Raw genomic sequence first — 20,204 nt, 5'->3', positions numbered from 1 at the left:
CGATCCTCACCGGATGGCGGCCAGCGCCTGGCGCAGGTTGTCCACAGTGCGGTCCAGGTGGTTGAGCTTCTCCAGCCCGAACAGCCCGATACGGAAACTGCGGAAGCTGTCCGGTTCGTCGCACATCAGGGGCACCCCGGCGGCGGTCTGCAGGCCCTGTTGCCGGAACAGGCTGGTATTGTGGATGTCGATATTGTCGGTGTGCAGCACTACCACGCCGGGAGCTTCAAATCCTTCCGCCGCGACGCTGTTGAAGTCCGTCTCCGCGAACAGTTGCCGGACCCGGTTGCCCAGCGTCCACTGGTGTTCCTTCAGCGTCTCGAGCCCGGCGCTCTCGGTTTCCGCCATGGCATCCCGCAGGATCGCCAGAGTGTCCGTGGGCATGGTGGCATGGTAGGCATGTCCGCCGTCTTCGTAGGCCCGCATGATGTTCAGCCATTTCTTCAGATCGGCGGCGAAACTGCTGCTGGTAGTCTGTTCGATCCGCTCCAGGGCCTTCGGGCTCAACGCGATCAGGGCGGCACAGGGGGAGGCGCTCCAGCCTTTCTGCGGGGCGCTGATCAGCACATCCACGCCACAGGCTTCCATGTCCACCCAGAGCGCGCCGGAGGCCACGCAATCCAGCACGAACAGACCACCCACCCGGGCCACGGCATCGCCGATGGCGGTCAGGTAGTCATCCGGCAGCACCATGCCCGAGGCGGTTTCCACGTGGGGCGCGAACACCACTTCCGGCTTTTCCGACAGGATGGTGTCCACCACCTGATCAATGGGGGGTGGGGCATAGGCGGCCTGGTGACTGTCGGCCACGGGGCGTGCCCTGAGGACGGTTTCCCGGGAGGGGATCCGGCCCATGTCAAAGATCTGGCTCCACCGGTAGCTGAACCAGCCGTTGCGGATGACCAGGCAATGCCGGTCATGGGCGAACTGGCGCGCCACCGCTTCCATGCCGAAGCTGCCGCCGCCGGGAACCACCACCGCGGCCTCGGCCCGGTAGGTACGCTTGAGGGTGGCGGAGATGTCGCGCATCACCTGCTGGAACAGCGCCGACATATGGTTCAGGGAACGGTCGTTGAAGACCACCGAGTATTCGAGCAACCCGTCCGGGTCGACCTGGGGAACCTGTCTGGACATGGGAATACCTGTAGGTTGTTTGGGTCCTAATGATAGCAATCATTTCATTTACCCTCGCCATGACGCAATCCGCAAATAACAGGATTTTCATGTGGAAAAGACATCCATGGACGCGGGCGACACAGTAAAGTCAGATGGCACACTCGCGAATGTGCGCGACGTGGAACGGACGTGAGTGGTCGTCAATGCTTTGCTTTCTCCGGGACCGATAATATGGCGCGTCTGGCCTTTCTGACTTTCCTGCTGAACGCATTCCTGGTGGCCCTGATGGTACCGGGTGATGCCAGCCTGCCCTGGATTGCCGCCGAAACCCTGGTGCTGGCGGGGCTGTTCCTGTGGCTGCCCGACCGGTGGTTGCGTCTCGGGCTGGCCCGGGGCGTGGGCCTGCTCTACGGTGTGTCGGCCCTGTTCGTCATGCTGGACGGCCTGGTCAGGATGAGTCTCGGGCGCCCCCTGAACCTGTATCTCGATGTCTCCATTATCCGGGCCAGCATGGATTTGCTGGTGTCCAATCTCGGCATACCGGGTGCGGTGGTGGCATGTGCCCTTGGCCTGTTGCTGTGCCTGGCCCTGGCAGTGCTGGTGTCGCGTCTGTTATTGGGTATTGGCGAACTGGGGCCGCAGGTGGCCTACCGTCCCCTGGCGCTGGGCCTGACCCTGTTGGTTATGGCGGGTCTGGTGGTTCCGGTGCCGCTGGTGGGAGCCACCGCCATCAGGATTGGGGCCTCCCAGGCGGATCACGTGCTGGATGCGCGCCAGGCCAATAAGCGATTCCGGGAGCGGTTGTCCCTGCGCCCGGACAGGTCGGCAGACGATGGCGTGGCCCTGGAAGGGCTCTCCGGTACCACGGTGGTGCTGGCGTTCGTGGAATCCTATGGTGTTTCGGCGCTGACGGATGACCGCTACCGGCCCACCCTGGCGCCGTCCCTGGAACGGTTGGGGCAGGCGGCGGAAGAGCGCGGATTCCATGTGGTGTCCGGTCGCCTGCGGTCTCCGGTGCAGGGTGGGCAGTCCTGGCTGGCCCACGGGACGCTGCTCAGCGGGCTGTGGATCGACAGCCAGCAGGACTATGACGCACTGCTGGCCAGTGGCCGCGCCACCCTGATCGATGATTTCCGGCGCACGGGGCATGAATCCGTTGCCGTGATGCCCGCCATCACCCTGGCCTGGCCGGAGGGGCGGGCTCTGGGGTACGACCGCATACTGGACGCGGACAACATGGGTTACCTGGGCCCCAGCCTGAACTGGGTGACCATGCCGGACCAGTACACCTGGTCCCGGATGCACGATGTGGTCCTGGGGGACTCTGGTGCGCCAGTGTTCGCGGAGCTGTCACTGATCAGCAGCCATGCGCCCTGGGTGCCGGTATTGCCGGTACTGGAGGACTGGCAGTCCATTGGCCGGGGTGAGGTGTTTGAACCCTGGCGACAGGCGGGTGAAACGCCGGCCTCCCTCTGGCAGGACCCGGACCGGGTCAGGCAGCACTATGCCCGGGCGGTCTCCTACAGCATCGACGTGATCGCCGGTTACATCGAGAACCGCATGAATGACCGGACACTGCTGGTGGTCATGGGCGATCATCAACCGGCGCCGCTGGTAACCGGCGAGGGGGCGAGTCGCGACGTTCCCGTGCACCTGATCAGTGCGGACCCGGACCTGCTTGAGCCATTTGCTGGCACCGCCGGGCAGGGGGATGGCCTGGCGGGTTTCCGTGAAGGTGTCTGGCCTGACGCGGGGCAGGAGGGGCCAGCCATGGACCGGTTCAGGCCGTTCCTGCACCGGCATTTCCGGGCACGCGGCAATTTATCGCACCCATAGCGCTTGTTTTTGGCGGGTACTGAAGGAAGACTGGGCACGGTAAACAAGACGGTCTGAATACTCCGATACCAATTAAGGGACAACCTGATGTTGCCAAGAGCACTGACTTTGACACTGGGGTTGCTGGCCATCCCTGCTGCGACCATGGCCCACGAGTATAGCCGTGGGGATCTTGTGATCGAGCATCCCTGGTCCCGCCCAACGCCTCCTGGAACACCGATGGGCGTAGGGTATATGACCATCCACAACCATGGAGAGGATCCCGTGGTTCTGGTTGCCGGTGACACGCCGGTCGCTGCCAATGTCTCCATCCATGAAACCGTCAGTCAGGACGGCCTGATGAAAATGCGGCCACTAACCTCGGGGCTGACCATTCCCGCCGGGGAAACCATCGCCCTGAAGCCTCACAGCTATCACCTGATGCTGGAACAGCTGGAGGCGCCCCTGAAGTCCGGCGATGAAATTCCCCTGACCCTCACATTTGATGGGCTGGAGCCCATGGAGGTCTGGCTGCATGTGGACGATCAGGGTGGGGAGCCGGCCATGGACCATTCCGATCATTCAGGCCGTTCGGGGGATTCAGGTCACGCCGATCATTCGGACCACTGATCCCGGTACGACTCCGGCCATTGCCGGGGTCATCTCCTCCCTTGAAAATCGCAGCTATGTCCCCGGCCTGAACCCTTCCTGCAGGCTCAATGTGATGAAGATCTCATAACATGCCTGTCATGTTCTGTCGCTAAACTGGAAAGTGTCGATAATTCTGATAGTTACGACATCCTGTGTTCCACCTATCCACGACTGCGACACGTTGATGATGCCGTGAAGAGGTGCGCATAATAGGTTGCGTAAGGGTTGCCTGACGCCCCTTGCAGGTCGTGATTCGAATGCTTACCCGGGCCTTGTTCCCAAAGGCCCAGCAATTGCATGGAACAGTTCAGGTTTCGCCACCCGGTGCGCCTGACATGCTGATGCTCCAACAAGGGATGGATTGGGATGATAAAGAGCGTTACTTTCCGGAAATCGATTCTGGTACTGGCATTAATGCTGCTGACGGCCATGGCCGCTCATGCGCAGGATGCCTATGAACTGGGGATTGGTGACCGGGTCAGCATCTCCGTATTCGGCCAGGATGACATGAGCACCACCACGGAAGTGGCGGCGGATGGCACCATCACCATGGCCTTGATCGGTCGCGTGAACGTTGAGGGCATGACCCCGCCATCGGTCAGCCGACTGCTGGAATCGCGGCTGGAGAACGAAGGCTACCTCCGCAATGCCAACGTCAATCTGGTGGTGGAAGAGTATCGCAGTAACACCGTATCGGTGCTGGGGCACGTCAATCAGCCGGGCAAGATCGCGCTCCGGGGGAACACCTCGCTGACAGAGATCCTGGCCCTGGCCGGTGGTATCAAGAGTGGCGGTGGTGAGCGGCTGGTGTTGATCCGGGAAGGCTCGGATGGCACCCAGATCCGCCAGGAGTATTACCTTAACGAACTGCTGGACCGCAAGGCTGGCAGCCAGCCACCGGTGATGGTGCGCAAGGGTGATACGCTGTTCGTGCCCAAGGCGGAGCAGTTCTATATTCACGGCCAGGTCCAGAAGCCCGGCACCTACACCCTGGATCGGCCTCTGAACGTCATGCAGGCGCTGTCCGTGAGTGGCGGCTTCAACCCCCGCGCCAATACCAACGGTGTGGTCCTCTACCGCAAGCAGTCCGACGGTACCGTCAAGACCCTGGATGTGGACCTGTCCGATCCGATCCGCGACGGTGATGTCCTGTTCGTCAAGGAAAGCCTGTTCTGAAACCGCTTCCAGGGAGAGAGGCATGAGCCTGAGCAGTTTGTTGCGAATCCTGTTGGCCCGATGGTGGCTCACCGCCGCCCTGGTGGTGATCTGCATCGCCGCCATGGCGGTGGTCACCATGTTCATGCCGCGCAAGTACACTGCGTCCACCGAAATGATCATGGAGGGCAATGTGCAGGACCGGGTGACTGGCGAGTCCGTTTCCGCCCGATCCGGTTACATGTCCACCCAATCGGAAATCATCCGCAGCCGGCGGGTGGCGGAACGTGTCTACGAATACCTGCCTGACGACATCCGCGCGCTGGTGGATGAGCGGGCCGCGGAGGTGCAGCCGGAGGGCAGGGTTGACCCGGCGGGTTGGTTGTCCGGCTATGTCCGCAGGAACGTGACCGTTGAACCCGGCAAGAACAGCAGCGTGATGGCGATCACCCTGACGGCGGAGGACCCGGAGGTGGCGGCCGGGGCACTGAACAGCCTGGCGGCCGCGTACATCGACACCAGCATCGAGCTGCGTACCGACCCGGCACGCCGTTTCTCCGTGTGGTACCAGAACCAGATGGAACTGCTCCGGAATAACCTGCGTGAGGCCCGCAGTAAACTGTCCGGCTTCCAGCAGGAGCATGGCATTGTCGGGCTGAATGAACAGCTTGACCTGGAAACGTCCCGCCTGGCGGACCTGTCCTCCCGACTGGTGGAAGCCCAGGACCAGAGCACCCAGGACCAGTTGCGCCAGGGTGAGGGCAATGAAGCCACGGCCATTCCCAATAATGCGGCCATCCAGAACCTGCGTTCGGAACTGGCGAGGGCCGAGGCGGAACTGGAAGACATGTCCACCCGTTACGGGGAGCGTCACCCGGAATACCGTCGCCAGCGCTCCGAAGTGCAGGCCCTGCGGGGAAGCCTGTCCAGGGAGCGGAGCATCGCTGCGGAAAGCCTTGAGTCTACCGCCGATGTGTCCCAGAGCCGGCTTGAGGAGCTGCGGCAGTCGTTTGATGACCAGAAAGAGCGAGTGCTGGCCCTGAAAGCCAAGCGTGACGAACTGGAGCTACTGCAGCAGGAAGTGCAGATGGCCCAGGATGCCTACAACTCCGCCTCCGGCCGGGCCCAGGCCAACACCCTGGAGAGCCGGCTGGCGGAAACCAGTGTGACGGTGCTCAACGAGGCCATTCCACCGTCGTTGCCGACATCACCGAACCTGAAACTGAATCTGGTGATTGCCACCGCGCTGGGCTTCATGCTCGGGGTGGCCCTGTCGCTGTTGCTGGAGCTTGGCAACCGTCGGGTGAGGAGCCGGTCGGATATCGAGGAAACCCTTGGTATCCCGGTACTGGCCTATTTACCTGACACCGCCGGCACCTATCGCCAAAGAGAGGCCCAGACGGTATGACTGAAGTCGCGCTTCCGCTGTTCCGGGATGGTTCGCACATCCCCAGCGAAACCGATCTGATGGGTCGGCTGATGGTCCAGAAGGGGCTGATCCACGGTGACGACCTGGACCGTATCCTGGGCCTGCAGAAACAGAAGGGCATTCGCTTCGGCGAGGCCGCCCAGTCCCTGGGCCTGGTAACGGCCGAGGACGTCAAGGCGGTGCTGGCCGAACAGTTCGCCTATCCGGTGGTGGCCCGTCCCGCCAGTGAGGTCAGTCTCCATCCCCGGGTGATTGCGGCCTACCAGCCCACCCATCCCCGGGTGGAGGCGCTTCGTAGCCTGCGCAGCGAACTGATGCTGCGTTTTTTCAACCAGCCGGAGAACAAGGTGCTCGCGGTGGTCGGCGTGGACGGCGAGGCCGGTATCCGGGACCTGGTCACCAACCTGGCGGTGGTAATCGCCCAGACCGGCGCCCGTACCCTGCTGATTGACGGCAACCTGAGGGATCCGTCGCTTCATGAATGGTTCGGGCTGTCGAACCTGAGGGGGCTGTCCGACGCCCTGGCCGGGCGATCATCAGCGATCCCCCGGCATTGCCCGCCCCTGGATTCCCTCTGGCTCCTCAATGGTGGCACGGTGGCGCCCAACCCCCAGGAACTGCTGGCGCACAAGCGCTACCAGACGCTGATGACACAGCTCGGGGCCAAGTTCGATGCCGTGCTGATCAATACCCCCGCGCTGAATGGCAACCTTGATGCCCAGCTTGTGGCGGCCCGCTCCGGGGCCGCGCTGATGGTCGCCCGGGAGCATCACACCCCCCTGAAGGCACTGGACAAGGCCTCCCACCGGTTAAGGGAGCTGGGAGTGGCCGTTACCGGGGTGGCACTCTCGCACTAGGGGCGAGCCTCCCCAAAAGCTTCATGCCCGGAAGCCGTGCCGTAGCCGGGGTCACACGTACGGGGCAGTGCGGGAATGCGTGCGCCCCAGGCAGGGAACGTCATGCCAGCAGAGTATCCGGCTCAACATGTGATGCTGAGGCCACTTGGCATGGCCATTGTGATCGGCGCCGTCTGTTACCAGGTGGTGCTGTGTCTGATTAATACCCATGTATTTCCGGCGTCGCGGCCCCTGGTGGGGCTGGCGGAGGCCATGCTGATGCTGGCATGCCTGCCGTTGCTGCTGCCCCGGTTGCTGCCGGGTGTGGTTATCCTGGCCTCGCTGACCGGGGCCATGCTGTGTCTCCTGGCCCTGTTCCGGGGAGGGCTGGACGTCAAGGGCTTCCGGGATGTGCTGATTCCGATCTGGTTCTTCTGGCTGGGCAGGAACCTGGGCGATGTCCGGCTGGCGGACCGGATACTGAAGATCACCATTGCCGTGGTGCTGGTGGTGGGCTTCTACGAACTGTTTGCCCTGGACAGTTTCACGCAAATGCTGGATATCTTCGGCTACTACGTCAATATCGGCAGCCTGCAGCCCATCACCGAGTATGAGCGGGACAGCCGGTTGCAGATGAATGGCATTCGTCCCGAGGACATCGGGCGAACGTTATTACCATGGCTACTGGACAATCATCGGGTGTCGTCGGTTTTCCTGGAGCCCGTGTCCCTGGGCAACTTTGCCACCCTGGTGGCCGCCTGGGGGCTCAGCAAGGGCCGTGATGAACGCGCCCTGATGTGGCTGTTCGTGGGTGCTGGTGTCGTCATGATGGTGATGGCGGATTCCCGCTTTGCGCTGTTGTCGGTGGGCCTGCTGATGTTCGTGCGGCTGTTGTTCCGGGGCTGGATGCTCTACCTGCCGGCCGCCATGCCTTTTCTCATTATGGCGGGGCTGGTGGCCTTGGGCTCGTTCACGGACATCGGCTACAGCGACACCTTCGTCGGACGTCTGGTGGCCAGTGCCTGGGGGTTGATGAGTTTTGATACCGCGATGTTGCTGGGCGCGGATGGCAACGCCTGGTTCCCGGACCAGGGGTATGCCCACCTGCTGTCCAGTTTTGGCATTGTGCTGGCGCTGGGCTTCTGGCTGACCATCTGGATGATGCCGATGCCGGACGAACGGGCCGCCCGGTTCCGGTGCTTTGCGGCCATCTATATTTCCCTGATCCTGACCATCAGTGGTACGTCCCTGTTCGCCATGAAGACGTCCGCGCTGCTCTGGTTCCTGTTTGGTGCTGTCCTGGCCGATCCCTTCCGTCTGCCGGTTCCCCGGCACCTGCGGGCCGGGTGGACCGGCTGGGATGGCTTGACGGCTTATCGCAAGGAGGCAGATGCATGAGCCTGAATGTGGTGCACGTGATCCGGCAATACTACCCCTCGGTGGGCGGCATGGAGGATGTGGTGAGGAACATCGCCTCCAGCCAGCGCGCCACCGGTCGACAGACCGCATCGGTGGTGACACTGAACCGTCTGTTCCGGAATTCCGGAGAGCTGCTTGACTCCGTCGATATCGTGGATGGTGTGCCGGTCACGCGACTACCCTACCGGGGTTCCAGCCGCTACCCGTTGTGCCCGTCGGTCCTGCGGGAAATCCACCGGGCCGATGTGGTGCATGTCCATGGTGTGGACTTCTTCTTTGACTACCTGGCCGCCACCCGGCTGGTCCATCGCCGACCGCTGGTTGTCTCCACCCACGGCGGGTTTTTCCATACCGAGTTTGCCAGCCGGCTGAAGGAGATCTGGTTTCGCACCATCACCCGGGCCTCTTCCCATGCCTACGACCGGATCGTGGCGACCAGTGAGAATGACGGCCACCGGTTCCGTGACATTGTTCCCGACAGCCGGCTGGAGGTTATCGAGAATGGGGTGAATACCGACAAGTATGCGGGCCGGGGCCGCGAGGAAATCAACCGGACCCTGATCTACTTCGGTCGCTGGTCATCCAACAAGGGGCTCCTGGAGGCGCTGGACCTGATCCGGGTGCTCCGGGAACAGGATGGCCGCTGGCACCTGATCATCGCTGGCCGGGAATACGATTTCAGCCTGGAATCCCTGAACCGGGAAGTCCGCCGCCGGGATCTCGGGGATGGCGCGGTAACGCTGGAAGCCAGCCCCTCCGACCAGAGGCTGTCGGAATTGATGGGGCAGGCGTCCTATTTCCTGTGCCTGTCCCGGCACGAAGGGTTTGGCCTGGCCGCCATCGAGGCCATGAGCGCGGGGCTGACCCCTGTGCTCAGCGATATTCCCCCGTTCCGCAAGTTAAAGGAAGCCTCCGGCATTGGTCTCTGTGCCGATGCCTCCGCGCCGGAGGCGCTGTCAGTCCATTTGCAGCACCTGCATGACCAGGGACAGGTTGCTCATCAGGAGCGCCGCGATGGGGCCATGGCCTTTGCCCGTCAGTACAGCTGGCCGCGTATTGCGGACCGGTACATTCAGCTCTACGACACTCTGGGAGGACCCCGATGATCCACCACCGCTTTTCCCCTGAAGCTGTTTCCAGGTCTTTCACCCGTTCCCTGATGTCCTGGGTTCTGGGGCTTGTCACCGCATTTGCCGGCGCCTCGTCCGCCTCGGCGGTATGCCTTCAGGACGCACCGCTGAGGGGCGTCAACCTGTCCGGTGCCGAGTTCAACAGCCGCAAGATTCCGGGCAGGATGTTCACCGACTACACCTATCCGTCGCCGTCGGACTTTCAGTATTTTGCCGACAAGGGGGCCAATATGATCCGTCTTCCGATCCGCTGGGAACGGATCCAGCATGAACTCCAGGGGGAGCTGGACGGGGCGGAACTGAACCAGATCCGCAAGGCGGTGGCCAATGCCCGCAATAACGGCCAGTGTCTGCTGATTGACCTCCACAACTACGCCGCCTACGAGGGCGAAATCATCGGCGAGGGCAGGGTGACCGCTGAGGACCTGGTGGATGTCTGGTCACGGCTGGCCGCCGAACTGGATGACACCGACCATGTCGCCCTGGGGTTGATGAATGAGCCATACACCCTGGATCTCCCCGACTGGGCAGTGGTGGCCCAGGACACGGTGGCCGCCCTGCGGCAGCAGGGTGTCGACCACCTCATCATGGTGTCCGGCGGTCGCTGGAGCGGTGTGCATGAATGGTTCAAGCAGAGCGCGGGCAGCAGCAACGCGGCAGAGTTCAAGGATTTCGAGGACCCCCTGGACCGCAGCGTGCTGGAGGTCCACCAGTACCTGAACGAGGGCTACTCCGGTACCAGGGACGACTGCCTGCCCCCGGAGCATTTCGACAGCATGTTCAGGAATATTTCCCAATGGGCGGACGAGAACGATCAGCAACTGTTCATGGGAGAATTCGGCTCGCCGCCCCGGGAGGAGTGCCTGGCTTCCCTCGAGCGACTCCTGGAGCTGACCAACAACCCGATAATCTGGCGGGGCTGGGCCTATTGGGCGGCCGGTGCCTGGTGGGGTGATTATTTCCTTACCGTGCACCCCAAGAACGGCCAGGACCGGCCCCAGATGGCCATCCTGGAGGACTACTTCCAGAACTGGTCCTGTGCCGACATGACCAGCGACCAGTGCCCCGAACCTCCTGAAAACCTGGCGACAGACTGACACAACAAGAAGGACACCCAAGTCATGGAATCCGTGATACGCAAACCGGTCCAGCGTAAGGGCGATACCCCCACCCAACCCGATCGCGGGACATCCCCGGGACAGTCCCGGCCAGGCCGTATTGGTGCCGGGCTGCGGTACCTGGTGCTTTCAGCCCACGACTATCGCTCCCCCAGAAAAGCGAACATCCACTTCATTGCCCGGGAACTGGCCAGACGCGGTGAGGCCCGGTTCTTCTCCCTGCGTTACAGCCTGTTGTCCCGACGCACGGGAGATCCACGGCTGTCCCTGGACCGGGAGGCCAACCGGGTGGGAACCCTTGACGGTGTCGAATGCTATCTCTGGAAGACGCCAATCCACCCGTTCAACACCCGTCGCCCGGACCTGCGCAAACTCGAGGAGTGGATGTTCCGGGGCTACGTGATGCTGGCCAGCCGGGTACTTAAACGCTGGCTGTCGGAAGCGGATGTGGTGGTCTTCGAGAGTGGGATATCGCCGGTGTTCTTTGACCTGGCCAGGCGCCTCAATCCCCGGGCCAGGACCATCTACATCGCGTCGGACGATCTGGACACCATCGAAGTGGCGGACTACGTAAAGGAGGCGTTCCGCCGGGCGGCGCCAAAGATGGATACCATCCGGATACCGTCGCGGACGTTGGTGGAGCGGATACCGTCGAAGGACAACCTGGCCCTGGTTCCCCATGGTATCGATCACAAACTGGCCGGTGCGGAGGCGCCGTCCCCGTACCGGGATGCCCTGAATGCCGTGTCGGTAGGGTCGATGCTGTTTGACCCCGGCTTCTTTGCCGAGGCGTCCCACCGGTTCCCCAATGTGCATTTCCACATTATCGGATGCGGCCAGCCCCATCACCCGTCCTATGGTCCCAATGTCACGGTGTACGATGAAATGCCCCATGAGGACACCGTGCGCTATATTCGCCATGCCGATATTGGCATTGCTCCCTACCGCTCAGAGGCGGTTCCCGCCTACCTGGCGGACACCTCGATGAAGCTGATCCAGTATGACTTCTTCGGAGTACCGGCCGTGTGCCCCCATGCCGTGGTGGGGAGCTATGCCAGCCGTTTCGGGTACAAGCCCGGTGATGGCGTCTCGGTGGAGCAGGCCATCAACCAGGCTCTCAAGGCCCCCCGGGGAGCGTCCCGCCAGCACCTGAACTGGTCGGAGGTGACCGACCGGATCCTGGCGCCTGCGGAATTCGATGACACCCGGATATCGCCATGACCGCCTACGAGAAGCCCGATCTGTTTCCGTTGTTGCCACTGGCGGGGTTCCCGGTGGCGGCATTGACCACGGACCAGCTCAAGGCGCAACTGATCCGGGACCTGGGTCAGGGCCAGCGGCGGATGCTGTTCTTCGTGAACACCAACTTCGTCAACCAGTGCACAGAGCTTAAGGCCGCCCTGAGGTCCCCCGAGGTGATCCTGGTAAACGACGGGGTCGGAATGGACCTTGCCAGCGTGTTGATCCACCGGCGGCGTTATCCCGACAACCTGAACGGAACGGATTTTGTCCCGGCGCTGCTGGACGCCCTGGTGGAACGTCACCGGGTCGGCGATGAGGGCAGGGAAGCGCCCCGGGTATTCCTGCTGGGCGCGAAACCGGGGGTTGCCCGCCAGGCGGCGCAGGTACTGGAGGGCCGTGGTGTGGCTGTTGTCGGTGCCCTGGATGGTTATCAGGAATCAGCGGACAACGATCGTGTGGTGGCGGAGATGAATGCCGGGGGAGCGAATATCGTGCTGGTGGCGACCGGCAATCCGCGCCAGGAAACCTGGATCCTCGAACACGCCCCCCGGCTGGAGGCTCGGCTGTTCATTGGCGTGGGCGCCCTGCTGGACTTCCTGGCCGGCGACAAGCCCCGGGCGCCGGCAATCATCCGGCGCATGCGGCTGGAGTGGCTCTACCGGCTGAGTCTGGAACCCCGGCGACTGGCCCGGCGCTATACAGTGGATATCGGGCGTTTTCTGATTCGCTGCTTCCGGGAGCGTGCGTAATCCGCCTAAAGCGTGAGGTCCAGTCCGACCTTGACGATGGTCGCGTCGAATTCCCGGTCGTCTTCGGGGGAACTTCGGTCGACCCAGGTACTGCGGAAGTAGAACTCCAGGGCGTCGGTCATCTGGTAACGGGCAATCAATGGATTCAGCACCTGGACATGTTCGGACCGTGCCTCGCGGCGTGAGTTCGCCTCGAAGTCATTGTTGGCCCAGGAATAGCCGGTGCTCAGGAGGATCTTGGGAGTGGCCTGCCATTCGGCATCCAGATAGACGCGTTCAATCTCGGAGGGGCTGTTTGAGCGTTCACCGATGGGCGGCTCGGTGTACTGGACGCCGGTGGTCAGCTTGGTCTTGTAGGTGGGTTTCCAGCGTCCCTCTACCAGGGCGTAACCCCCTGAGCCATCGTTGGCTTCGCCGTTCCGGTCGAAGAAGCCAAGGCGTCCCTCAAGCTGGGTCTTGGGACTGATGATCCAGTTGGTCTCGAATTCCACGGTGGTGTAATCGTAGTCAAGGTCGTCGCCCTGGGGAATGTCTTCCGGGCGGGAGCGGTCCTGGTTGGGGTATTCCCGCTGGCCGCCGATCAGGTTGAGACCGGCGCTGGAATACCGGTCACTGGTATACAGCACGCCGATGGAGGCCTGCTCATCGATATAGTCCAGGGCCGTCTGGCTGTCGTTGGAGTGCTCCTGCTCGGACCGGCGGGCCCTGACAGGAATGTTCCAGTGAGGGCCCAGGGAATAGACGACTCCGCCACTGATCACCTCGTCGGTCAGGACATCCTTGCCCTCGAATTCGGCGCGATCCACCAGGTTTTCGCGGTAGTTCCAGGACAGGTAGGGATTCAGTCTGCTGCCGATATTGCCCTGCCATCCGACGCCGCCGGACCAGGTGGTGGTGTCCAGTTCCTCCCGCTCACCGAACTCATCCCGGGTTACGGCCGCCCTGACGTTGAAGTGCTGGCGACTGAGGGTCTGGTTCAGGCGAATGCCGGCGGTTCCCGTGGTGATGTGTTCCGGATCATTGTCCGGCTCGCGGTCGTAGTTGCTGTCGCGGGTATGCCCGAGATCGGCATTGAACTGGAACCGGTCCGGTCGTTCAGCGTCCTGCGCCATCGCCGGTGCGGCTATTGTCGCCAGACCTGCCGCTAGAACCAGGAGGCAAGGTGAGGTTGCCGTCGGGAGAACCGGTAAGGGGATTGGCATGTTCATCCGTGTACCCATGGGGAAGTCCTTCAGCCTGGCGAGATATCGGTCCGCTGGACGCCTGTCATAGGGCTGACAGCGCCAGGCTACTGATTTCACTGAAATCAAGTTACCCGATCCGTGTGCGGAATTAAAGTGTCTTCCCGGCCTGTGGGGTTACGGTTTTCCCGCTTCCGGTTAAAAAATTGTCATGGGAGGTTGGGCGGTTCATCAGGCCTGAACGGGCGTCCCGTCAATAGGCCTGCTGGCCTACGAACCCCCGGAAAACGGTCCACCACAGGATCTTGATGTCGAGCCACAGTGACCAGTTGCGGATGTACTCAAGGTCATAGGCAATCCTGCCCACCATCTTGTCCATGGTCTCGGTTTCACCCCGGAAGCCGTTAACCTGGGCCAGCCCGGTAATACCGGGTTTCACCTTGTGGCGAAGCATATAACCCTGGATATGGCTGCGGTAGAACTCGTTGTGGGCCACCGCATGGGGGCGCGGACCGATCAGCGACATGCTGCCACTGAGCACGTTAAAGAGCTGGGGCAATTCGTCCAGGGAGGTGCGCCTGAGCATGGCACCGAAGGGGGTGATGCGGGGGTCGCCCCGTTTGGCCTGGGGCACATCGGGTCCATCCTCACAGACCTTCATGGACCGGAATTTCCAGACCTTGATCTTTTCCCCCCGGACACCGTAGCGGGTCTGTTTGAAGAACACCGGCCCCCGGGAATCGAGCTTGACGCCGATGGCGATGGCCAGCATGGGAATGGCCACCAGGGTCAGTATGGCCAGGCTGGCGGCCAGGTCGAACAGGCGCTTGGTCCAGGCCTGATCCGCCAGTGGTGAATCGTAGATACTGACCGCCGGAATGCCCTGAATACCGGTCAGGCGTGAATGCAGCAGATCAAAGCTGAACACGTCCGGTATCAGGTAGGCGGACACCGTGGTATCGGCCAGGTCGTGCACCAGTTCGCGGACACGACGCTCCGCCGCCATGGGCAGGGTGATGAATACCATATCGAGTTCCCCGTCCCGGGCCGCCTGCTTGAGTTGCTCCAGGTTGCCGGACACCTGGATCTGGTCATTGTCCAGGCGTCGGCTGCGGTCTTCCGTCAGCAGCCGGTCATCGTAGTAGCCGGCAATCTGATAGCCCATCCAGGGCAGGTTATGGATGGCGGTGGTGACCCGCTGGCCGAGGGAAGTGGCACCGACAATACCGACCCGGCGCTGGGCGGATTGTCGGCGGAAACGTGTCAGCACCAGCCGGCGCAGCCAGTGACAGGCGATAATGGTGACGGGGGTGAGGGCGAGCCACAGGGCCACAGCGCGAATATTGATACTGGCCATCAGCTCCATGGCCACGGCGAAGGTACCCAGAACCACGGCGGTACCTGCCCAGGCCAGGGTGAGCCGGTGGGCGAGTGCCGGGGTGGAGAAGCCCTGCCAGAGGTGATATACCTCATTGCTTTCCGCGAAGAACACGAAGGCAATGATGGCCAGTACACCCAGCCAGGTATAGGTGTGGCTCCAGGTGGTATCCCAGAACTGGAGGACGCCCCAAAGCACGACGATAACCAACAGGCTGTCGAACGCCCGAAAGAACGCCAGGATATTGGAACGGTGCAGGCGAATTGAGGCTGTGGTCCCGGAAGCTGGTGGAAGCACAGTCGCCTTTTGCTGTTTTTGCTGACTGCCCATAAATCCCTCCATGAATACCCCTGGGTCACCAAACAGAACAAGGACACATATGCCCTGCATTAAGCGGGCCATGAAAGTCGGGGGAAGCTGCCTTGGTGTGGTTTAAGGATTCTAAAAGAAAAAACAGGGCGAAAGACATGTCACGAGTATGGGTATAAAAATAAAAGACAATACTGTCTGCACCGGAATAAGGCAGTCATTTCAACGATGCACAGCCATGCGGCGCCGTTTTCGTTGTGACATTTTGTCTTAATTAAATTAATTTAAATTTTTGTTTTTAATGGATTTTAATGAAATGTTAATCGTGCTTAATTGAATATTTAACATTTATTCTTGGGGTGTGTTTGGTTTGCGTAAGATTTGTTCAGGTTTTGCGTTGATTATTTGTTAAACCTGCATATATAAATGTCATGTAGATGAAATGGGTTGATGGTTTTTCGGGATTGAAGACTGACACTGTCAGTCGAAAGTTGTTTCGACGAATCGCTGTTTCTCTGTTGTAAAAGAAAGTCTGCTGTGGACTGGTGCCTGGGAGGGATGCCAGGGCTCGTCTTCGTATCCCGCTGTTTCACCGTGTTTAAATTTGTAACCTGACGCCTCCATAACCACATTTATGCTGGCTATTCTGTGATGTGTTGTTACCTTTATGGTTAATTTCAAGAAATGTATATCCGGTATCCACAGGCAGAAAGTCATGAGCAGTCAAAACCCTTCTGATAGCAACAACAACGATAAGACAGCGTCCGCCGGGCAGGACGTGCCGACCAGCGTGGCCTCCGATGCCAGGGTGGTCAGCAAGCCAGGCACTTCCAGATCCCGGAGCAAAAGCGCACGCGGCCAGACACGGAAGCCGACCCGCTCTACAGACAGCAGAAAATCGCCTGCGGAGCTCCAGGAGCCATACATGTACTTCACGGAGCGGGACCTGGACCAGATTCTGGCCAATCTGGACCATCTCCGGGAATCCGTGTTTCCGAGGGTGTTTTCTGATAGCCAGAAAGAGGAAGGCAAACAGCAGTTCTTCCCGTCCGTCTGCCTGATTGGTCTGGGGCGTTGTGGTTCCAATATTGCCCTGGATGTGGCCGAACTGGTGCACAGCGCCCGCTCCTACTACCTGCAGGAGCTGGATAATGACGAACGTCGTAGCCGGGAGAAGGAAATCGGTCCCCTGCGGTGGATTCGCCAGAGCCTGAACCTGCCTCCGTCCAACAGTGTCAAGCCGGTGTTCCTGATTGAGCCGATGGTGATGCTGGGGGACCTGGACAAGGACATTGAGGGCCGCATCCGCTTCTCCCGCCGGGCGGACGAGAGCACCTTCCTGGAAGACTACAACAAGATGAAGATCATGGACCTGTCGGAGGTCCATGCCGGTGGCGCCGGTAACGCGCCGATCCTGGGTCAGTACCTGGCGCGGATCATCCTCAACAAGGATACCGACCACTTCTCCAATGAGGACTGGAAGTTCATCCATTCCTACCTGATCGATTCCTGCGGCATCAAGGCCAACCAGTCACGGCTGTATTTCTACATCTTCAGTGCCGGTGGCGGTACCGGGTCCGGCATGGCGTCGGAGTTCGGTCTGGCGCAGCAGTATTCCTACATGCGCAAGACCTTCGATCCGAAGCTGGAAGACCGGGAGATGGAGAACCGCGACCATTCCTTCGTCTTCGAGCCCATCTTCACCAGCGGTATCTGCATCCTGCCCAATATCCAGGACAACCGGGTGGAGATGTCCGAGGCGCTGCATATCAACGCCGGTCGCCTGCTGTGCAAGTACCTGGCGGAGGAGTGGGACTTTTCCTACAACTTCGACGTGGATGAAACCCGTGATGCCGATATGATGCACCGCATCCGCCCCTGGAACGCCATGATGCTGATCTCCAACGACATCATGCGTTATGCCGAGCAGCAGGACGAGGGCAAGATCCGCGATGTGGACGTCAACGCCATGGAGAAGTACGCCAACCAGTACATCTCCCAGCAGATCTTCAACATCCTCACCGCTCAGGCGGTGACCACCGACTACGACGAGGACTACTTCCGCCGGGCCGGGGTGGATATTGGCGAGACCATCCGCCTGGATGCCAACGACCTGTTCATGAGCCTGGCCGGCCCGGTGGCGGTGGCCTACGCGGAATCGGTGGTGCCCACGGATGCCCATGCCACGGAGTTCCGCAGTATTAACGAGGACTCGCGGCTGGACATTGACGACCTGTTCTACCGCTCCATCGACCTGCCGCACTTCAACAAGGTCACGGAGGCGATCGAGGGCGTGAGCCTGCTGCCTATCGAGGCAGGCCGGTACCGCCAGGCGCTCAAGCAGTACAAGGAGTCCGGTTACGACGCCAGTCACCTCAAGGACCTGCACTTCTTCAAGAACTGCTCGTCCATCGTATCCATCGTGTCGTTGCCGAAGGACTACAAACTGTCCTACATGGACCTGAACCGCCTCAAGACGCACCTGAACGCGCTGTTCCCCAACACCACGCTGAAGCGTTACGCGCTGGTGATAGGGGCCTCCGCCAACCTGTCCCTGACCACGCTGGTGGTGAAGAGCCCCTGCCTGAGTGACGACTTCCTGACCCTGATTGTCGCCTACATCAAGCGCTGCTTCGCCAATGACAGTGCCCGCTACGACGACAGCCTGGATGAGGCCATGCTGGACTTTATCCGGTCGCCGGAGCTGGACGAGGAGCTGGTGGACAGCATGCTCAATGAGTTCGAGAATCCGGCCAAGATCCTGGATACCAATTGGTATGCCATCAAGCCGATGTACGAGAAGAAGTACCGGGAGATGTGCCACGACCAGAACAATTTTGTGTCCATCAACGACATCCGGCTTAGCCGGGACAACGTCAAGAAGGCGATCAAGTACCTGCGGGAAATCTACCGTCACCGCATCAGCAAGACGCGGATGATCAGTCTTAACGATGGCAGTGTTGGTGGTGGCGTCACCCTGTCCGGGGATGAGTGATTCCCGGGCCCCTGTGACAGGTCGGTAAAAAAGGCCGGGGTTCCGCCGCAAACCTGGAATCGGCGGGCCCCGACCGGAACGTCAAAGCGTCGCAGGTATAAGCGTTGGCCCTTCCTCTCCGGGGGAAGGGCCTTTTTGTGTTACCCGATCAGGTTGTACAGGAACACCACGGCGATGCCCGCCGGGGTCAGGTACTTCAGCACCACCATGAAGGCCCTGTAGGCGCCACCCTGCAGGCCGATATCCTCAGCCAGTCCTTCCCGTCTCATGGCCCAGCCGGCAAACAGGGCGATGGCCAGTCCGCCCAGGGGCATCATCAGGTTGGAGACCAGGAAGTCCAGCAGGTCGAAGACGGTCTTGCCCTCGAAGAAGGCGATAAAGCCCAGCGGGTGGACACCTTCCCACACGTTGAAGGACAGTACGGTTCCAATCCCGATAAACCAGATGGCCAGCCCACCACCGAGGGCGCTCTTGGCCCGGCTGATGCCCTTGTGCTCTTCCAGCCACTCCACCACGGGTTCCAGCATGGAGATGGCTGAGGTGATGGCCGCCACCAGCAGCAGGGCGAAGAAGACGGTACCAAAGAGGGCGCCACCGCTCATCTGGCCGAAGGCCAGGGGCAGGGTGACGAAGATCAGGCCGGGGCCGGCGCCGGGTTCCAGGCCGTTGGCGAACACCAGCGGGAAGATGGCCAGGCCGGCCAGCAGGGCGACACTGGTGTCCAGCACGGCGATGGTCATGGCGGTGCGGGCGATGTTGACGTTTTTCGGCAGGTAGGAACCGTAGGCCATGAGTACGCCAATGCCGATGCTGAGGGTGAAGGCAGCGTGGCCCAGGGCGGTCAGCACGCCGGCGGTGGTGAGTTTGCTGAAGTCCGGCGAGAACATGAAGCGGACGCCCTGGCCGAAGCTGCCGCTGTTCATGGCGTAGAACACCATGACAATGAGCAGCACGAACAGCAGTGGCATAAGGGTGTTGACGGCTTTCTCCAGCCCGGAACGGATGCCCCGGCCGACGATGAAGATGACGACGGCCATGAAGATGGCGTGCCATAGCAGCAGTTCCCAGGGGTTCGCGAGCAGGGCGCCGAACTGGCCGCCGATGGCTTCGGCATCGGCGCCGGTAAACAGTCCGGCGGCGGCCTTGCCGATGTAGACCAGGGCCCAGCCGCCAATCACGGCGTAGAAGGAGAGCACCAGGAAGGAGGCGATAACGCCGTTCCAGCCGATGGCGCGCCAGCCCCGGGCGGTGCCTTCGGTGTCGGTGAGGGTACGCATGGTGGCGACCGGGCTCTGGCCACCGCGACGGCCGATCATGGTTTCGGCGATCAGGACCGGCACGCCGATGATGGCGATGCAGGCGAGGTAGACGAGGACGAAGGCGCCGCCGCCGTTTTCGCCGGTGATGTAGGGGAACTTCCAGATGTTGCCCAGGCCGACGGCGGAGCCGGCGGCGGCCAGGATGAAGGCGAGCCTGGAGGACCAGAGGTTGTTGGCCTGCTGGTGGGGTTGGGTCGTTTGGGTCATTGGGTTCTCCGCTTACTTGTTTTTGTCGGAATTTATTGTCGGGCTCTCGTTTTATAGGACTTCTTGTCCGTGCTGGCAGCGGGACCGGGATGCTTTTCCAGGACACGCCGTGAATCCATCCATGGAGGCTCTTCGAAAACGTCCCTGTTTTCGAA

15 protein-coding genes are annotated in these 20,204 nt (G+C 61.3%); 11 read left to right on the top strand and 4 right to left on the bottom strand.

All coding sequences use genetic code 11. The features are described from left to right. Window positions 1–6: 6 nt before the first annotated feature. Window positions 7–1,134, bottom strand: a complete 1,128-nt coding sequence (locus RO069_RS06945) for an aminotransferase class V-fold PLP-dependent enzyme (protein WP_328186261.1) — start codon at window positions 1,132–1,134, stop codon at window positions 7–9. 213 nt (window positions 1,135–1,347) lie between these two features. Between RO069_RS06945 and RO069_RS06940 the strand changes: the two genes are divergently transcribed. From RO069_RS06940 to RO069_RS06895, 10 genes are all read left to right on the top strand, one after another. Then, window positions 1,348–2,952, top strand: coding sequence for a hypothetical protein (locus RO069_RS06940; RefSeq protein WP_328186259.1), 1,605 nt, complete (start codon window positions 1,348–1,350; stop codon window positions 2,950–2,952). A gap of 87 nt (window positions 2,953–3,039) precedes the next feature. Beyond that, complete coding sequence (locus RO069_RS06935; RefSeq protein ID WP_328186257.1) at window positions 3,040–3,561, top strand: copper chaperone PCu(A)C; 522 nt, start codon at window positions 3,040–3,042, stop codon at window positions 3,559–3,561. A 387-nt stretch (window positions 3,562–3,948) separates the two neighbouring features. Next, complete coding sequence (locus RO069_RS06930) at window positions 3,949–4,758, top strand: SLBB domain-containing protein (protein ID WP_328186255.1); 810 nt, start codon at window positions 3,949–3,951, stop codon at window positions 4,756–4,758. A gap of 22 nt (window positions 4,759–4,780) precedes the next feature. Then, a complete protein-coding gene (locus RO069_RS06925) occupies window positions 4,781–6,145 on the top strand; it encodes a Wzz/FepE/Etk N-terminal domain-containing protein (protein WP_328186253.1) in 1,365 nt (454 codons plus the stop codon). Further along, a complete protein-coding gene (locus RO069_RS06920) occupies window positions 6,142–7,023 on the top strand; it encodes a CpsD/CapB family tyrosine-protein kinase (protein ID WP_328186252.1) in 882 nt (293 codons plus the stop codon). Before RO069_RS06925 ends, RO069_RS06920 begins: the two co-directional genes overlap by 4 nt. 150 nt (window positions 7,024–7,173) lie before the next feature. After that, window positions 7,174–8,400 (top strand): polysaccharide biosynthesis protein GumE, encoded by a 1,227-nt coding sequence (locus RO069_RS06915; protein ID WP_328186250.1) that lies wholly within the window; start codon window positions 7,174–7,176, stop codon window positions 8,398–8,400. Further along, window positions 8,397–9,527: a glycosyltransferase family 4 protein gene (locus RO069_RS06910; protein WP_328186249.1), complete on the top strand. Its 1,131-nt coding sequence runs from the start codon at window positions 8,397–8,399 to the stop codon at window positions 9,525–9,527. The genes RO069_RS06915 and RO069_RS06910 overlap by 4 nt, the downstream gene beginning before the upstream one ends. Next, on the top strand, window positions 9,524–10,648 hold the full coding sequence (locus RO069_RS06905; RefSeq protein ID WP_328186247.1) for a glycoside hydrolase family 5 protein: 1,125 nt from the start codon (window positions 9,524–9,526) through the stop codon (window positions 10,646–10,648). Before RO069_RS06910 ends, RO069_RS06905 begins: the two co-directional genes overlap by 4 nt. A gap of 24 nt (window positions 10,649–10,672) precedes the next feature. Beyond that, window positions 10,673–11,890 (top strand): GumK N-terminal domain-containing glycosyltransferase, encoded by a 1,218-nt coding sequence (locus RO069_RS06900; RefSeq protein WP_328186246.1) that lies wholly within the window; start codon window positions 10,673–10,675, stop codon window positions 11,888–11,890. Next, a complete protein-coding gene (locus RO069_RS06895; RefSeq protein ID WP_328186244.1) occupies window positions 11,887–12,660 on the top strand; it encodes a WecB/TagA/CpsF family glycosyltransferase in 774 nt (257 codons plus the stop codon). Before RO069_RS06900 ends, RO069_RS06895 begins: the two co-directional genes overlap by 4 nt. Window positions 12,661–12,665: 5 nt before the next feature. Here the strand turns inward: RO069_RS06895 and RO069_RS06890 are convergent, their stop codons facing one another. Together RO069_RS06890 and RO069_RS06885 are read right to left on the bottom strand one after the other, a co-directional pair. Beyond that, complete coding sequence (locus tag RO069_RS06890) at window positions 12,666–13,772, bottom strand: hypothetical protein (RefSeq protein ID WP_328186243.1); 1,107 nt, start codon at window positions 13,770–13,772, stop codon at window positions 12,666–12,668. A 322-nt stretch (window positions 13,773–14,094) separates the two neighbouring features. Then, window positions 14,095–15,549 (bottom strand): undecaprenyl-phosphate glucose phosphotransferase, encoded by a 1,455-nt coding sequence (locus RO069_RS06885; protein WP_328186242.1) that lies wholly within the window; start codon window positions 15,547–15,549, stop codon window positions 14,095–14,097. A 904-nt stretch (window positions 15,550–16,453) separates the two neighbouring features. On the opposite strand from RO069_RS06885, the gene RO069_RS06880 reads away from it, so the two are divergent. Then, window positions 16,454–18,523, top strand: coding sequence for a hypothetical protein (locus tag RO069_RS06880; RefSeq protein WP_328186240.1), 2,070 nt, complete (start codon window positions 16,454–16,456; stop codon window positions 18,521–18,523). Between the two features lie 140 nt (window positions 18,524–18,663). Here the strand turns inward: RO069_RS06880 and RO069_RS06875 are convergent, their stop codons facing one another. Next, entirely contained in the window at window positions 18,664–20,049 is a 1,386-nt protein-coding gene (locus tag RO069_RS06875; protein WP_328186238.1) for a sodium-dependent transporter, read from the bottom strand. Between the last annotated feature and the right edge of the window lie 155 nt (window positions 20,050–20,204).

The organism is Marinobacter sp. OP 3.4 (assembly GCF_036224885.1).
GTDB lineage: Bacteria > Pseudomonadota > Gammaproteobacteria > Pseudomonadales > Oleiphilaceae > Marinobacter.
This window is presented reverse-complemented; position numbering and strand designations above follow the sequence as displayed.

Coding starts and splice junctions, on each gene's coding strand:
- RO069_RS06945 (WP_328186261.1), bottom strand. CDS start 1,134: ATGTCCAGACAGGTTCCCCAGGTCGACCCGGACGGGTTGCTCGAATAC.
- RO069_RS06940 (WP_328186259.1), top strand. CDS start 1,348: ATGGCGCGTCTGGCCTTTCTGACTTTCCTGCTGAACGCATTCCTGGTG.
- RO069_RS06935 (WP_328186257.1), top strand. CDS start 3,040: ATGTTGCCAAGAGCACTGACTTTGACACTGGGGTTGCTGGCCATCCCT.
- RO069_RS06930 (WP_328186255.1), top strand. CDS start 3,949: ATGATAAAGAGCGTTACTTTCCGGAAATCGATTCTGGTACTGGCATTA.
- RO069_RS06925 (WP_328186253.1), top strand. CDS start 4,781: ATGAGCCTGAGCAGTTTGTTGCGAATCCTGTTGGCCCGATGGTGGCTC.
- RO069_RS06920 (WP_328186252.1), top strand. CDS start 6,142: ATGACTGAAGTCGCGCTTCCGCTGTTCCGGGATGGTTCGCACATCCCC.
- RO069_RS06915 (WP_328186250.1), top strand. CDS start 7,174: ATGGCCATTGTGATCGGCGCCGTCTGTTACCAGGTGGTGCTGTGTCTG.
- RO069_RS06910 (WP_328186249.1), top strand. CDS start 8,397: ATGAGCCTGAATGTGGTGCACGTGATCCGGCAATACTACCCCTCGGTG.
- RO069_RS06905 (WP_328186247.1), top strand. CDS start 9,524: ATGATCCACCACCGCTTTTCCCCTGAAGCTGTTTCCAGGTCTTTCACC.
- RO069_RS06900 (WP_328186246.1), top strand. CDS start 10,673: ATGGAATCCGTGATACGCAAACCGGTCCAGCGTAAGGGCGATACCCCC.
- RO069_RS06895 (WP_328186244.1), top strand. CDS start 11,887: ATGACCGCCTACGAGAAGCCCGATCTGTTTCCGTTGTTGCCACTGGCG.
- RO069_RS06890 (WP_328186243.1), bottom strand. CDS start 13,772: ATGGCGCAGGACGCTGAACGACCGGACCGGTTCCAGTTCAATGCCGAT.
- RO069_RS06885 (WP_328186242.1), bottom strand. CDS start 15,549: ATGGGCAGTCAGCAAAAACAGCAAAAGGCGACTGTGCTTCCACCAGCT.
- RO069_RS06880 (WP_328186240.1), top strand. CDS start 16,454: ATGTACTTCACGGAGCGGGACCTGGACCAGATTCTGGCCAATCTGGAC.
- RO069_RS06875 (WP_328186238.1), bottom strand. CDS start 20,049: ATGACCCAAACGACCCAACCCCACCAGCAGGCCAACAACCTCTGGTCC.